The sequence below is a fragment of the Phytobacter palmae genome (assembly GCF_039409775.1).
Classification (GTDB): Bacteria; Pseudomonadota; Gammaproteobacteria; order Enterobacterales; family Enterobacteriaceae; genus Phytobacter; species Phytobacter palmae.
In genome coordinates this window covers 19277-32837 of the sequence record NZ_JBCIVJ010000005.1, presented here as the reverse complement: position 1 = coordinate 32837, position 13561 = coordinate 19277, and the positions used below count along the sequence as shown (strand labels likewise).

Genomic DNA, 13561 nt, shown 5'->3' with positions numbered 1-13561 from the left:
CGGGAACATGAACGATATTGCGCATAACCTGGCACAGGTCAGGGACAAAATCTCAGCCGCTGCAACATCCTGCGGCCGTGCTCCAGAAGAAGTCACACTGCTTGCAGTGAGCAAAACAAAACCTGCGAGCGCCATCGAAGAAGCTTACGCGGCGGGTCAGCGTGGTTTTGGTGAAAACTACGTGCAGGAAGGTGTGGATAAGATTCGCCATTTTAAAGATTCGGGCATCGCGGATATCCAGTGGCACTTTATCGGCCCATTACAGTCCAACAAAAGCCGTCTCGTGGCTGAGCATTTTGACTGGTGCCACACCGTGGACCGCCTCAAAATCGCCAGCCGCCTGAGCGAGCAGCGACCGGAGTCTCTGCCGCCGCTGAACGTGCTGATTCAGGTTAATATCAGTGACGAGCAGAGCAAATCCGGCATCGCCCTTGCGGAACTGGACGCGCTGGCGGCGCAGGTGGTGGAATTACCCGGTCTTTGCCTGCGTGGACTGATGGCGATCCCCGCTCCCGAGGCTGATTATGAACGGCAGTTTGCCGTGGCCCGCCAAATGGCTGTCGCATTTGACGCGCTTAAGGTACGTTATCCGGGCGTGGATACCCTTTCGCTGGGAATGTCTGACGATATGCAGGCCGCGATTGCGGCAGGTAGCACCATGGTGCGCATCGGAACCGCCATTTTTGGCGCGCGCGATTACACAAAAAACTAAGGAAAACTGAGGAACGCCATGAATACGTTGTCCACTCTCCTGTCACTGATTATCCAGGCTTACACGATGGTGCTGTTGCTGCGTATCTGGATGCAGTGGGCGCGCTGTGATTTTTATAACCCGTTTTCCCAGTTTATCGTGAAAATCACCCAGCCGATTGTTGGCCCGCTGCGTCGCATCATTCCGGCGATGGGGCCAATTGACAGCGCATCATTGCTTATTGCGCTACTACTGTGTGTGGTGAAAGCCTTCCTGAACCCGTATGTATCCATGGACGGCGTGCTCATCGTGCTGGCGGCGGTGCTGATTGTTATCAAAACCCTTGGCTCGCTGATCTTCTGGGTGCTGCTGTTAATGGCAATCATGAGCTGGGTCAGCCAGGGCCGTAGCCCGGTGGAATATGTACTGCTGCAGCTTACCGAACCCTTGTTGCGCCCGATTCGTCGCCTGCTGCCGTCAATGGGCGGTCTTGATTTCTCGCCGATGATTCTGGTGCTGCTGATGTATGTCATCAATATGGGCGTGATGGAGTTTCTGGCTAACACCGTCGTACCGTTAGCCTATATCTGGAACTGGGCATGAGTGCTGTCACCTCCTGTGACGACGGGCTGGTGTTGCGGCTGTATATTCAGCCAAAGGCCAGCCGGGACAGCATTATTGGGTTGCATGGCGATGAGCTAAAAGTCGCCATTACCGCCCCACCGGTTGATGGGCAGGCCAATGCCCATCTGGTGAAATTTCTCGCCAAACAGTTTCGGGTGGCCAAAAATCAGGTGCTGATTGAAAAAGGCGAACTGGGCCGCCATAAACAAATCAAAATTACCCATCCGCAACAGATACCTTCGGCCATCACGGCCCTGATGAATTAGGATCTATTATGCAAAAAGTTGTTCTCGCAACCGGTAATGCCGGCAAAGTGCGCGAGCTTGCCTCGCTACTGAGTGATTTCGGTCTGGATATCGTGGCGCAAACCGAGCTGGGCGTGGAGTCTGCCGAGGAGACCGGCCTGACCTTTATTGAAAACGCCATTCTGAAAGCGCGCCATGCTGCTCAGGTGACCGGTCTGCCCGCGATCGCTGACGACTCCGGTCTGGCCGTCGATGCACTGGGTGGCGCACCGGGGATCTACTCCGCGCGTTACTCTGGTGCGGATGCCACTGACGAAGCCAATCTGCAAAAACTACTGACTACCTTGCAGGATGTCCCGGACGACAAGCGTCAGGCTCAGTTCCACTGCGTGCTGGTCTATCTGCGCCACGCCGAAGACCCGACGCCGCTGGTGTGCCACGGTAGCTGGCCTGGTGTGATTACCCGTGCGCCTGCCGGTCAGGGCGGGTTTGGTTACGATCCGATTTTCTTCGTCCCGACGGAAGGTAAAACCGCCGCCGAACTGACCCGCGAAGAAAAAAGCGCCATCTCCCACCGTGGACAGGCGTTGAAACAGTTACTGGAAGCATTACGTAATGGCTAATTTGCCACCCCTGAGCCTTTATATTCACATTCCGTGGTGCGTGCAGAAATGCCCGTACTGCGATTTCAATTCCCACGCATTGAAAGGCGAAGTGCCTCACGATGATTATGTGCAGCACCTGCTCGCCGATCTTGAGGCTGATGTGCCTTATGCGCAGGGGCGTGAAGTAAAGACCATCTTTATTGGTGGCGGTACGCCGAGCCTGCTCTCCGGCCCGGCGATGCAGACGTTGCTGGACGGCGTGCGTGCGCGCCTGAATCTGGCGGCGGATGCGGAAATCACCATGGAAGCCAACCCCGGAACGGTTGAGGCGGACCGCTTTGTTGATTATCAACGTGCCGGGGTGAACCGTATTTCGATTGGCGTCCAGAGCTTTAGCGAGCCGAAATTGCAGCGACTGGGGCGTATCCACGGCCCGGAAGAGGCCAAACGCGCCGCGCGACTGGCAAACAACCTGGGGTTGCGCAGTTTTAACCTCGATTTGATGCACGGCCTGCCCGATCAGACGCTGGAAGAGGCGCTGGACGATTTGCGCCAGGCCATTGAACTGAACCCGCCGCATCTCTCCTGGTATCAGTTGACCATCGAACCGAACACCCTGTTCGGCTCGCGTCCGCCGGTGCTGCCGGATGACGATGCGCTATGGGATATTTTTGAGCGTGGCCATCAGTTACTGACCGCCGCAGGTTATCAGCAATACGAAACCTCGGCCTACGCGAAACCGGGCTACCAGTGTCAGCACAACCTCAATTACTGGCGCTTTGGTGATTACCTGGGTATTGGCTGTGGTGCGCATGGCAAAGTGACGTTCCCCGACGGGCGCATTCTTCGCACCGCAAAAACGCGCCACCCACGTGGGTATATGCAGGGACGTTATCTGGAGCGCCAGCATGATGTGGAAGCCGCAGATAAGCCGTTCGAGTTCTTTATGAACCGCTTTCGTTTGCTTGAAGCGGCGCCACGTACGGAGTTCACGCTCTTCACCGGACTGGATGAAAGCGTGATTCGCCCGCAAATCGACGAGGCGTTAGCACAGGGCTACATCACCGAAAACGAGCAGTACTGGCAAATCACCGGGCACGGTAAGCTGTTCCTCAACTCCCTGCTGGAGCTGTTCCTCGCCGAAGAGTGAGCTGTATCCAGTCCGGCATTGTCATACTGAACGCACTTACACCTCGCCGACAAACCTGCACCTCTCACGCCGTGCGATAAGTCCCCTCGCCCTTTTGGGAGGGGGCAGCATGGGGGAACAGACAGAACAGAGCCTTACTTAAGTCCGCTTACCAGCGCTTTGCGGTTAGCTTCCAGCGACACCACCCGGCTACAGACATCTTTACCGAACTGCTGGAAATCCGCTTCCTGGTTTTTCCACTCATTCTGGATGGCAGTCTGTAAACCGCCGAGGCTACCGAGCACACCCTGCAATGGGTTGCCGCCGCCTTTCAGCACCGCTTTGGCGCCCATCTCGTTAATACTGTCCTGCAGAATACCGCCCATCGCCTGGTTCACCAGTTGTTGGCCGTTAGCCTGCACGTCATCAACTGCTTTATAGTGGAACGCCAGACCGTCACTGCGATGCTCAATAATTTTGTTCATCTGCTCTTTAAGCTGGGCATCCAGCTTTGTCAGACGACCACGCATGTTGCTGCTCTCGCCCACTTCCTTGACGATGATTCGATCCAGCGCCACGCGACTTTTCTCGACCCGTGTACGAGCGCCTTCGTCAATCCATGGTAACGCGCTGCGCAATTCAGCCTGGTAGTCCTTCGCCTGCTCGCGCTGTGCGGCACTTAACGAATATTGTTTACCGTTGAAGGTCACATTACCTTCCGGCGTTAAGATCAGATTACCGTTCTCGCCTTTCACCTGGACGGTTTGCGGGCTCAGAATCACATCATCACGCGGGTTCACGCTACATTTGTAATCCGCATTCGCGGCAAAAGCCGTTGCCGTCAGTACTACCGCCAGTAGCGTCTTGCGCATCATAACCACTCCTGTAGAGACAAAATGGGCCGGCATTTGCCGACCCTTTCATTCTTAGTCCCACCAAATATCGAAAAGTTCGCTGACGCTGACCTCTTCGAATTTGTGCTCCTCAAGCCATTTACGAACCAGCGCCTGGTCCTCTTCGGTACAATGACCAATGTTCGGTTTGCAGACCAGACCTTCCCATGCCAGGAAGCCGCTACCGCCGAAGATCAGACCATTAGCTTCAACGGCTTCGCTGATAAACTTATCAACCAGCTGATCGATCTGTTCTTCAGTGGTGCCTTCCGGAAAACGCCATTTGACGGAAAAACCGATCTCCTGAAATTCGTCAATGTGCATCTTTTTACGCAGACGACGACTACGGTTCTTTGCCATTATTTTACCCTCTCGAACATTAAGTCCCATACGCCGTGGCCAAGACGATGACCACGTTGTTCAAATTTGGTTACCGGGCGTGAATCCGGGCGCGGCACATAATCTTTCGTCGACGACAGATTCTGATAACCATCCAGAGAGGACATCACTTCCAGCATGTGCTCTGCGTAGGCTTCCCAGTCTGTCGCCATATGAAATACGCCGCCCAGTTTCAGCTTGCTCTTCACCAGTTCAGCAAACGGCACCTGAACGATACGGCGCTTATTATGACGTGCTTTATGCCACGGGTCAGGGAAAAAGAGCTGAACCATGTTTAATGAGTTGTCAGGAATCATTTTGTGCAGCACTTCAACGGCATCATGGCACATCACACGCAGGTTCCCGACGCCCTCTTCATGGGCGGAAGAGAGGCAGGCGCCCACACCCGGCGAATGTACTTCAATACCTAAAAAGTTCTGCTCCGGACGGGTTTTCGCCATTTCCACCAGCGATGCCCCCATGCCAAAGCCAATTTCCAGCGTCACCGGTCCGTTATTGCCAAACAGGGCGGCAAAATCGAGCGGCTGTTCAGCAAACTCAACACCCATCACCGGCCAGTAATTATCAAGCGCATGCTGTTGCCCTTTGGTCAGGCGCCCCTGGCGGCGGACAAAGCTGCGGATACGGCGCAGCGGGCGGCCGTTTTCATCAAATTCTGGTGAGATGACGTCGTTATTCATAAATGAGTCTGCTTGTGAGAGTGTTCAGGAAACGGGCATTATCCAAAGTTCGATACAGTATGCAAGATGAAAGCACCGGAAAGTTCCGGTTTACACGTTCATGCCGCTGTGCTGCAATCACCCACCCTGTTAACGCAATGTTGGTGACCATGCAAGCGTCTCAATTTTCAGCCCAGGTTCTGGACTGGTACGACAAATACGGGCGCAAAACCCTGCCCTGGCAAATTGAAAAAACGCCTTACAAAGTATGGCTATCCGAAGTGATGTTGCAACAGACGCAGGTCGCAACCGTCATCCCTTATTTTGAACGTTTTATGGCGCGGTTCCCTACCGTCACCGATCTGGCGAATGCACCACTTGATGAAGTGCTGCATTTATGGACGGGGCTCGGCTATTACGCCCGTGCGCGCAATCTGCATAAGGCGGCAAAACAGGTGGCCGAGGTTCATGGGGGCGTCTTCCCGCAAACCTTTGACGAAGTTGCCGCCCTGCCAGGCGTTGGACGATCGACTGCCGGTGCCATTCTTTCCTTATCGCTGGGCAAACACTTTGCGATCCTCGACGGTAACGTAAAACGTGTCCTTGCACGCTGCTACGCGGTTGCTGGCTGGCCTGGTAAGAAAGAGGTCGAGAAACGGCTGTGGGATCTGGCCGAACAGGTGACCCCAGCCAAAGGCGTGGAACGTTTTAACCAGGCGATGATGGATTTAGGCGCCATGGTCTGTACACGCTCAAAGCCTAAATGCACGCTTTGCCCGCTACAAACAGGTTGTATTGCCTACGCAAATCACTCATGGGCCGAGTATCCTGGCAAAAAACCAAAGCAAACGCTGCCGGAACGCACCGCCTACTTCTTACTGATGCAACAAGGCGATCAGGTCTTCCTGCAACAGCGTCCGCCGGTTGGGTTATGGGGCGGCTTGTTCTGTTTTCCGCAGTTCGAAGATGAAGAGTCATTACGTGACTGGCTGGCGCAACGTCAGATTAAGGCCGATAATCTCAGCCAACTGATTGCGTTTCGCCACACATTCAGCCATTTCCATCTGGATATTGTGCCTGTGTGGCTTACCGTGTCCTCGTTCAGTTCTTGCATGGATGAAGGTACAGGTCTTTGGTATAACTTAGCGCAGCCGCCGTCAGTGGGTCTGGCAGCCCCCGTGGAGCGCCTGTTACAACAATTACGTATCGGCGTGGCGATGTAACGCCGCGCCGAGTAAAGAGGACAATTTATGAGCCGCACTATTTTCTGTACCTTCCTGCAACGCGATGCAGAGGGGCAAGACTTCCAGCTCTATCCGGGCGAGCTGGGTAAGCGTATTTACAACGAAATTTCCAAAGAAGCCTGGTCCCAGTGGCAGAAAAAGCAGACGATGCTGATCAACGAGAAGAAACTTAACATGATGAACGTTGAGCATCGTAAATTGCTTGAGCAGGAAATGGTGAGTTACCTGTTCGAAGGGAAAGATGTGCATATTGAAGGCTATACGCCGGAAGATAAAAAATAGTGTCATGGCCGCAGTGATGGATACCCCTCTGCGGCCTGATTCAGGGTCATTTATACAACCAACAATACTTCCGGAATGATGAGAAAATTTTTAGCGCTAGCGATCATTGCGCCGTTGCTTATTTCTTGTTCCAGCTCAGATAAAAATGGCGAGACCTATAACGAAGCCTGGGTTAAAGATACCAACGGTTTTGACATTTTAATGGGGCAGTTCGCCCACAATATTGAGAATTTATGGGGGTTTAGCGAAGTACTGATTGCCGGTCCAAAAGATTACGTCAAATACACCGATCAGTACCAAACCCGAAGCCACATTAACTTCGACGAAGGCACCATCACCGTCGAGACCATCTCCGGCACCGATCCTACGGCACATTTGCGCCAGGCCATTATCAAAACCCTGCTGATGGGTGATGATCCCGGCTCTATCGATCTCTATTCCGACGCTGATGATATCCAGATTTCCAGAGAACCGTTCCTGTATGGCCAGGTAGTGGATAACACGGGCCAGCCTATTCGCTGGATCGGACGCGCAACCAGCTTCGCGGATTACCTGCTGACAACGCGGCTGCAAAAACGCAGCGTCGGGCTAAAAATCATCTACAGCGTGACGTTTAATCTGGTGCCAAACCACCTGGATAAACGTGCGCATAAATATATCGGTATGGTACATCAGGCCGCTCGTCGCTATGGCGTTGACGAGTCGCTGATTCTGGCAATTATGCAGACCGAATCGTCATTTAACCCCTATGCGGTCAGCCGCTCCGACGCGCTGGGGCTGATGCAGGTAGTGCAGCATAGTGCCGGTCGGGATGTATTCCGCGCACAGGGCAAATCCGGCACTCCGAGCCGCAGTTATCTTTTCGATCCGGAAAGCAATATCGATACCGGCACGGCTTACCTGGCAATGTTGAATAATGTCTATCTTTCCGGGATAACCAACCCCACTTCACGCCGTTATGCCGTCATCACGGCTTACAATGGCGGTGCGGGTAGCGTTTTGCGTGTCTTCTCCAGCGACAAAGTGCAGGCCGCGAATATCATCAACACGATGGCGCCGGGCGATGTCTATTCCACCCTGACCACACGCCACCCTTCTGCGGAGTCGCGCAACTATCTTTATAAAGTGAATACTGCGCAAAAAAGCTATCGTCGCACGAAGTAAGAGGTGATTTATCCCCTTCCGTTTTAGCGGGAGGGGATAAGTATTCCCTTTGAATCCCGGTATCCCCCGCACACAAATGTGACGAACGTCACTATATTCGACTGCAACCATATCAAGTTTGCATTTATATGTCGGATGTAACAATCTCGCCCCGGCTTCAATGATAGAATCGCCCCACATAACAACAGTAATTGTCTTAATTCCAACATCTATCAGACTCCTTCGGTGAGGAAACTAACATGAATCTTAAGCTGCAGCTTAAAGTGATTATCTTCCTGCAGTTCTGCCTGTGGGGGAGCTGGCTGACTACGCTCGGCTCTTATATGTTCGTCACCCTGAAATTCCAGGGTGCGGAAATTGGCGCGGTCTATAGCTCCCTGGGTATTGCATCGGTCTTTATGCCTGCGTTGCTGGGTATCGTGGCCGATAAATGGCTGAGCGCGAAATGGGTTTACGCCATCTGCCACCTGGTGGGTGCTATTACCCTGTTTATCGCCGCGGGTGTGACCACACCGGGTGCGATGTTTGCGGTTATCCTGCTCAACTCGCTGGCGTATATGCCAACTCTGGGCCTGGTAAACACCATCTCTTACGCACGTCTGCAAAATGCCGGTTATGACATCGTTACGGACTTCCCACCGATTCGTATCTGGGGCACCATCGGCTTTATTCTGGCGATGTGGGCGGTGAGCTTCTCTGGCTTCGAGCTGAGCCATATGCAGCTCTATATCGGTGCTGTGCTCTCCCTGCTGCTGAGCCTGTTCTCCCTGACCCTGCCGCATATGCCGGTAAGCAACACTCAGAAAAACCAGACCTGGGTGGAAATGCTGGGGCTGAACGCTTTCGCGCTGTTCAAAAACAAACGCATGGCCATTTTCTTTATCTTCTCCATGCTGCTGGGCGCAGAACTGCAGATTACCAATATGTTTGGTAACACCTTCCTGCACAGCTTCGACTCAAATCCGCTGTTCGCAAATAGCTTCATCGTGACGCACGCCTCTGTGCTGATGTCCATTTCGCAGATTTCAGAAACCATCTTTATCCTGGCTATTCCGTTCTTCCTGGGCCGTTACGGCATTAAGAACGTCATGCTGATGAGTATCGTTGCCTGGATGCTGCGTTTCGGCCTGTTCGCTTACGGCGATCCGACCCCGTTCGGCACCGTCCTGCTGGTCCTCTCCATGATCGTTTACGGTTGTGCGTTCGACTTCTTCAATATCTCTGGTTCTGTATTCGTAGAGAAAGAAGTGAACCCGGCTATCCGTGCCAGTGCGCAGGGTATGCTGCTGATGATGACTAACGGCTTCGGCTGTATTCTCGGCGGCATGGCGAGCGGTAAAGTGGTTGAAATGTACACCGTTGCGGGCGCAACCGACTGGAAAACCGTGTGGCTGATTTTCGCCGGCTACTCCGTGGTTCTGGCCTTTGCGTTTATGGCGATGTTCAAATACAAACATGTTCCGCAAGCGGCTGGCGTAGCGCAGAAAGCGTAAGCCTGATTGATTTAATGCCTGCCCGGTGCGCGTTATGCCACCGGGCTTTTTTATGGCTGGAGGTTAACCTCCACAGCTAACCCAGCGTCGCCAGCACATACGAGGCCGCCAGCAGATCGGCGCTGCCGCCGGGGCTGAGGTTACGGCTGATTAAGGCTCTGTCCATCTCCTGCAGGCGCGCCATGTTCCAGCCATTTTTTAACAGTGTCTGCGCATATTCCTGAACATAACACAGCCCGTCGATACCGCCGCGGGAGACCAGATTGCTGTCGGGATTTACCGCCATTAAACGCAGCAATGCATGGTGAAAACGCCGTTCACCCGCCTCCTGATACCAGTACGGCAGCACATGTTGCCGTACCGTGGGAAAGCCCAGTTCCGCCTCACCGCGCGCGCCGGTCAGGCCAAACTGTTGATACTGTTTTTCACCGGCTGTTATTGCATGCGTGCGGGAAGCCAGCTCCCGCGCTACCAGCCCTTTGCAGATTGCGGCTACCTGCTGGCAGACAGACTCCGCGCAGACCAGGCGATTCTGCCCACGTAAACGCCCTGCCGCAAAGCAGATCAGGCCGAGGGAAAAGATGCCGCCTTTATGAGTGTTAACGCCGTCAGTCGCCTCGAACATCGCCTGCTCGCAGGCCATTCCTGCCGGGCGCAATAAGCGCAACTGCTCGCTGGCGGGTTTTAAAGCATGTTCGAAACCGGCTTTTTCAAAGACGCGAAACCAGGGGGTGATGGCGTCGATGCTGCGTAAAAACAGCGCATGATCCATATCGCTGTGCGAACCGTTGTTCGCCATATCCACCAGCCCCGGTTTGGGGGTGAGATTAACTTCCAGACGCAGTGCCGTGGCGGCCAGCGCCCAGACATCAAAACGGGCGAGTTTAGTCGCGAGCGAACCAGCCATCGATCAGGGTCTCCACGCGTGATACGACCTCTTCCATGGGATGACGGCGCGAACGGGCGCAACCGTGGGCAGGCTCATCGCAGACCAGACAGCGTCGGGTAGTGAGATCCAGAGACTGACGTCCCACCTGGCCGTTTTTCGGGCAAATCACATCAAAATCCCACAATCTGCCAAGCGGATGCGTCTGCTCCAGCTCAATACACTGGGCTTTAATTTCCGCCGCAGCATGGTCAACACACCACAGAGCTTCCGCCCCGGTCGGCAACCACAGCACCTGGCGATCGAGCACTGGCCAGTGGTTCTGCCACAACAGTTGATCGCACGCCTGTAGCGCCACGCCCATGGTATTACGGTAACGGATACTGTCTTTCTGCGCGCCGGGGGTAACCAGCGTCAGGGAGATAACCGGATGGTGATAATGAGTGAGCCAGTCAGCCTGACGCGCCGCGCGGTTTTCTTTTGCCGTCAGCAGCGCTTCAAGGCTGACGCCCGCTCTTACGGGCGTCAGTAATGTCATGAGATGTTACTCCTTTACCTGACGCACAACGTCAATCACGCTGCCGTCACGATAGCGAATCACCCCGACGATACGGTCAGTGAATTCAATGGGTTTCGGTGCCCCAGTCAGCGAGATCGCACGCGCGTACAGTGCCTCGATATCCACCACTTTCAGCCCTGCATTCACCAGGCGCTCGCGAATTTCCGGGCGTGCCGGGTTAACGGCAATCCCGTGGTCGGTAACCAGCACATCAATGCTTTCCCCCGGCGTCAGCAGCGTGGTGACGCGTTTTACCACGGTCGGGATACGGCTGCGCAGAAGCGGTGCCACGACGATGGTCAAGTTTGCTGCCGCAGCGACGTCGCAGTGGCCGCCGGATGCGCCGCGCATCACGCCATCGGAGCCGGTGATGACGTTGACGTTGAAGTCAACGTCGATTTCCAGCGCACTGAGGATAACGATGTCCAGCTGGTCACAGCAGGCCGCTTTGCTGCCTGGGTTGGCGTAAACGTTGGTAGAGATTTCCACGTGGTTCGGGTTACGCGCCAGCGACGCTGCCGCCTCACTGTCAAAGCACTGCGTATCCAGCAGTTTTGCTACCAGACCTTTTTCATGCAGAGACACCAGACCACCGGTGATACCGCCCAGCGCAAAGCTTGCTTTCACGCCGTGACGTTCCATTTTCTCTTCCATAAAACGTGTACAGGCCGTCGAAGCGGCGCCGGAACCCGTCTGCATGGAGAAGCCATTTTTGAAATAGCCGGAATGTTCAATCACGTCTGCCGCATAACGGGCAATCATCAGTTCGCGCGGGTTACTGGTCACGCGAGCCGCGCCAACGCTGATTTTCGCCGGGTCGCCTACGCTCTCGACCTGTACGATGTAATCCACCTGATCCTGTACCAGGCTGGCGGGCATGTTCGGGAACGGCACCAGTTCTTCGGTCAGCAACACCACTTTTTTCGCGAATTGCGCATCGACCATGGCATAACCCAGCGAACCGCAGCAGGATTTACCCTGTGTGCCGTTAGCATTACCAAACTCGTCGCTGCACGGTACGCCGAGGAAGGCGACATCAATATTCAGCTCGCCATCCTGCAGCAGCTTCACGCGACCGCCGTGCGAGTGGATTTGCACCGGTTCCGCCATCAGGCCATGAGAGATCGCATCCGCCAGCTTGCCGCGCATACCGGAGGTGTAGATGCGGGTGATAACGCCGTTTTTGATATGTTCAATCAGGCTTTCGTTACAGGTCATCAGCGAGCTGGAGGCCAGCGTCAGATCTTTAAAGCCCAGTCGCGCCAGGATTTCCACCACATTGTTGATCACCCGATCGCCTTCGCGAAACGCATGGTGGAACGAAATGGTCATACCGTCTTTCAGGCCACTGCGGGCAATGGCATCTTCAAGGGTGGCGCACAATTTGCGGTTATGTTTGCTGTCGAGATCGGCAAGCCACGGCGTGCTGGCATGGGCGCTATCGAACGGTTTTAAATCGCGCAGATGTGGAAAGTTAACGTGGAGAAGCTCTGTCTGATTCATTGTTCTGTCCTTACCGACGCACGCCGGACGCGGCGGCACGTTCCAGCACCATTCGCGCATGATTAATAATGGGGCCGTCGATCATCTTACCGTTCAGCGACACCACGCCCAGCCCGTTGCGTTCGCCCTCTTCTGCCGCTTCGATCACTAACTTCGCGTGATCCACTTCGTGCTGCGTTGGCGCATAAGCGTTGTGCAGCAGATCGATCTGACGCGGGTTGATCAGCGACTTACCGTTAAAGCCCATTTTGCGGATCAGATCGACTTCGCGCAGGAAACCGGCTTCGTCATTAACATCCGACCACACCACGTCAAAGGCATCGATCCCGGCGGCACGCGCGGCATGCAGTACTGCGCAGCGGGCATAGAACAGCTCGGTGCCGTCACCGCGCTCGGTTTGCATGTCCATCACATAGTCAAACGCTGCCAGCGCAATGCCGATCAGGCGCTGAGAACTGCGTGCGATCGCCACCGCATTAATAACGCCGATCGCGGATTCGATCGCCGCCATAACCTTCGTGGATCCGATTTCACGCCCGCAGGCCATTTCGATGCGTTCAAGATGGCGTTCAAGTTCGTAAATATCTTCCGGCGTGTCGGTCTTGGGCAGACGTACAACATCCACCCCGGCGCGAACCACGGCTTCCAGATCTTTCAGGCCAAACGGGGTATTGAGCGGGTTGATACGAACGACAGTTTCGATGTCTTCATACATCGGGTGTTGCAGCGCATGAAAGACCAGCAGACGTGCGGTGTCTTTTTCACGCAGCGCCACGGCATCTTCCAGGTCAAACATGATGGAGTCCGGGCGGTAAATAAACGAGTTGGAGAGCATGGCGGCGTTGGCGCCCGGGAGAAACAGCATGCTACGACGAAGCTTTTTCATTGCAGTTTCTCCCAGTCAATATTGTCACTGTCACTGGCGCGTAATACCGCGCTCTGTAGGCGGGCGCGGATCACACAGTCCAGCGCGCCTTTATCTTCGATAATGATCAGTCCCTGGTGGACTTCCATGGTGCGCAGCGTGGTGGTGACCACATGACGAATTTGATCGCCAAACTGCTTAATCACTTCACTGTGGATGACGATGTCCAGCTCGCCATCAGCGGGGGCTATTTTCACCATCAGGTCGCTGGACTCCATAGTCCCGGCCAGCGCCTCCCTAACAATTTTCATAATTTATTT

General features: G+C 54.6%; 17 protein-coding genes. 9 read left to right on the top strand and 8 right to left on the bottom strand.

Going from position 1 to position 13561, the window contains the following annotated elements; genetic code table 11:
* The first annotated feature begins 7 nt into the window (after nt 1-7).
* From AAIG39_RS08040 to hemW, 5 genes are read left to right on the top strand one after another with little or no spacing between them, the layout of a single operon-like run.
* Nucleotides 8-712 (top strand): YggS family pyridoxal phosphate-dependent enzyme, encoded by a 705-nt coding sequence (locus AAIG39_RS08040; RefSeq protein WP_090083408.1) that lies wholly within the window; start codon nt 8-10, stop codon nt 710-712.
* Nucleotides 713-730: 18 nt separating this feature from the next.
* A complete protein-coding gene (locus AAIG39_RS08035) occupies nt 731-1294 on the top strand; it encodes a YggT family protein (protein WP_090083406.1) in 564 nt (187 codons plus the stop codon).
* Nucleotides 1291-1581, top strand: a complete 291-nt coding sequence (gene yggU / locus AAIG39_RS08030; RefSeq protein ID WP_090083405.1) for a DUF167 family protein YggU — start codon at nt 1291-1293, stop codon at nt 1579-1581. The genes AAIG39_RS08035 and yggU overlap by 4 nt, the downstream gene beginning before the upstream one ends.
* 8 nt (nt 1582-1589) lie before the next feature.
* Nucleotides 1590-2183: an XTP/dITP diphosphatase gene (locus AAIG39_RS08025; RefSeq protein WP_090083403.1), complete on the top strand. Its 594-nt coding sequence runs from the start codon at nt 1590-1592 to the stop codon at nt 2181-2183.
* Complete coding sequence (gene hemW, locus AAIG39_RS08020; RefSeq protein ID WP_343193582.1) at nt 2176-3315, top strand: radical SAM family heme chaperone HemW; 1140 nt, start codon at nt 2176-2178, stop codon at nt 3313-3315. Before AAIG39_RS08025 ends, hemW begins: the two co-directional genes overlap by 8 nt.
* Nucleotides 3316-3449: 134 nt before the next feature.
* On the opposite strand, the gene AAIG39_RS08015 is transcribed toward hemW, so the two are convergent.
* Genes AAIG39_RS08015 through trmB form a run of 3 tightly spaced genes read right to left on the bottom strand, consistent with a single transcriptional unit; the run spans nt 3450 to nt 5266 of the window.
* A complete protein-coding gene (locus AAIG39_RS08015; protein ID WP_090083401.1) occupies nt 3450-4169 on the bottom strand; it encodes a YggN family protein in 720 nt (239 codons plus the stop codon).
* Between the two features lie 51 nt (nt 4170-4220).
* Entirely contained in the window at nt 4221-4547 is a 327-nt protein-coding gene (locus tag AAIG39_RS08010; RefSeq protein ID WP_090083399.1) for a YggL family protein, read from the bottom strand.
* Entirely contained in the window at nt 4547-5266 is a 720-nt protein-coding gene (trmB, locus tag AAIG39_RS08005; protein ID WP_090083398.1) for a tRNA (guanosine(46)-N7)-methyltransferase TrmB, read from the bottom strand. The genes AAIG39_RS08010 and trmB overlap by 1 nt, the downstream gene beginning before the upstream one ends.
* A 149-nt stretch (nt 5267-5415) precedes the next feature.
* Here trmB and mutY point away from each other — a divergent pair, with 149 nt between their 5' ends.
* The 4 genes from mutY to AAIG39_RS07985 all read left to right on the top strand — a co-directional run bounded on the left by mutY (nt 5416) and on the right by AAIG39_RS07985 (nt 9428).
* Nucleotides 5416-6468, top strand: coding sequence for an A/G-specific adenine glycosylase (mutY, locus tag AAIG39_RS08000; RefSeq protein WP_343193581.1), 1053 nt, complete (start codon nt 5416-5418; stop codon nt 6466-6468).
* Nucleotides 6469-6495: 27 nt separating this feature from the next.
* A complete protein-coding gene (locus AAIG39_RS07995; RefSeq protein WP_039078032.1) occupies nt 6496-6771 on the top strand; it encodes an oxidative damage protection protein in 276 nt (91 codons plus the stop codon).
* A gap of 75 nt (nt 6772-6846) precedes the next feature.
* The gene (gene mltC, locus AAIG39_RS07990) at nt 6847-7935 is read left to right on the top strand and encodes a membrane-bound lytic murein transglycosylase MltC (RefSeq protein ID WP_090083396.1); all 1089 of its coding nucleotides are present in this window, start codon (nt 6847-6849) and stop codon (nt 7933-7935) included.
* Nucleotides 7936-8174: 239 nt separating this feature from the next.
* Entirely contained in the window at nt 8175-9428 is a 1254-nt protein-coding gene (locus AAIG39_RS07985) for a nucleoside permease (RefSeq protein ID WP_090083395.1), read from the top strand.
* A 76-nt stretch (nt 9429-9504) separates the two neighbouring features.
* Here the strand turns inward: AAIG39_RS07985 and citG are convergent, their stop codons facing one another.
* From citG to citD, 5 genes are read right to left on the bottom strand one after another with little or no spacing between them, the layout of a single operon-like run.
* Nucleotides 9505-10335: a triphosphoribosyl-dephospho-CoA synthase CitG gene (citG, locus tag AAIG39_RS07980; protein ID WP_090083393.1), complete on the bottom strand. Its 831-nt coding sequence runs from the start codon at nt 10333-10335 to the stop codon at nt 9505-9507.
* Nucleotides 10313-10852, bottom strand: a complete 540-nt coding sequence (gene citX / locus AAIG39_RS07975; RefSeq protein ID WP_090083391.1) for a citrate lyase holo-[acyl-carrier protein] synthase — start codon at nt 10850-10852, stop codon at nt 10313-10315. The genes citG and citX overlap by 23 nt, the downstream gene beginning before the upstream one ends.
* A 6-nt stretch (nt 10853-10858) precedes the next feature.
* Nucleotides 10859-12376, bottom strand: a complete 1518-nt coding sequence (citF, locus tag AAIG39_RS07970; protein WP_090083390.1) for a citrate lyase subunit alpha — start codon at nt 12374-12376, stop codon at nt 10859-10861.
* A 10-nt stretch (nt 12377-12386) separates the two neighbouring features.
* A complete protein-coding gene (citE, locus tag AAIG39_RS07965) occupies nt 12387-13262 on the bottom strand; it encodes a citrate (pro-3S)-lyase subunit beta (protein WP_039078038.1) in 876 nt (291 codons plus the stop codon).
* Nucleotides 13259-13552, bottom strand: a complete 294-nt coding sequence (citD, locus tag AAIG39_RS07960) for a citrate lyase acyl carrier protein (RefSeq protein WP_047368902.1) — start codon at nt 13550-13552, stop codon at nt 13259-13261. Before citD ends, citE begins: the two co-directional genes overlap by 4 nt.
* Nucleotides 13553-13561: the final 9 nt, after the last annotated feature.

Bases quoted from the DNA above. Each gene is read 5' to 3' on its own strand.
- hemW (WP_343193582.1), top strand. From the start codon at position 2,176: ATGGCTAATTTGCCACCCCTGAGCCTTTATATTCACATTCCGTGGTGC.
- AAIG39_RS08035 (WP_090083406.1), top strand. From the start codon at position 731: ATGAATACGTTGTCCACTCTCCTGTCACTGATTATCCAGGCTTACACG.
- trmB (WP_090083398.1), bottom strand. From the start codon at position 5,266: ATGAATAACGACGTCATCTCACCAGAATTTGATGAAAACGGCCGCCCG.
- mutY (WP_343193581.1), top strand. From the start codon at position 5,416: ATGCAAGCGTCTCAATTTTCAGCCCAGGTTCTGGACTGGTACGACAAA.
- citG (WP_090083393.1), bottom strand. From the start codon at position 10,335: ATGGCTGGTTCGCTCGCGACTAAACTCGCCCGTTTTGATGTCTGGGCG.
- yggU (WP_090083405.1), top strand. From the start codon at position 1,291: ATGAGTGCTGTCACCTCCTGTGACGACGGGCTGGTGTTGCGGCTGTAT.
- citF (WP_090083390.1), bottom strand. From the start codon at position 12,376: ATGAATCAGACAGAGCTTCTCCACGTTAACTTTCCACATCTGCGCGAT.
- citX (WP_090083391.1), bottom strand. From the start codon at position 10,852: ATGACATTACTGACGCCCGTAAGAGCGGGCGTCAGCCTTGAAGCGCTG.
- mltC (WP_090083396.1), top strand. From the start codon at position 6,847: ATGATGAGAAAATTTTTAGCGCTAGCGATCATTGCGCCGTTGCTTATT.
- citD (WP_047368902.1), bottom strand. From the start codon at position 13,552: ATGAAAATTGTTAGGGAGGCGCTGGCCGGGACTATGGAGTCCAGCGAC.
- AAIG39_RS08010 (WP_090083399.1), bottom strand. From the start codon at position 4,547: ATGGCAAAGAACCGTAGTCGTCGTCTGCGTAAAAAGATGCACATTGAC.
- AAIG39_RS07985 (WP_090083395.1), top strand. From the start codon at position 8,175: ATGAATCTTAAGCTGCAGCTTAAAGTGATTATCTTCCTGCAGTTCTGC.
- AAIG39_RS08015 (WP_090083401.1), bottom strand. From the start codon at position 4,169: ATGATGCGCAAGACGCTACTGGCGGTAGTACTGACGGCAACGGCTTTT.
- AAIG39_RS08025 (WP_090083403.1), top strand. From the start codon at position 1,590: ATGCAAAAAGTTGTTCTCGCAACCGGTAATGCCGGCAAAGTGCGCGAG.
- AAIG39_RS08040 (WP_090083408.1), top strand. From the start codon at position 8: ATGAACGATATTGCGCATAACCTGGCACAGGTCAGGGACAAAATCTCA.
- AAIG39_RS07995 (WP_039078032.1), top strand. From the start codon at position 6,496: ATGAGCCGCACTATTTTCTGTACCTTCCTGCAACGCGATGCAGAGGGG.
- citE (WP_039078038.1), bottom strand. From the start codon at position 13,262: ATGAAAAAGCTTCGTCGTAGCATGCTGTTTCTCCCGGGCGCCAACGCC.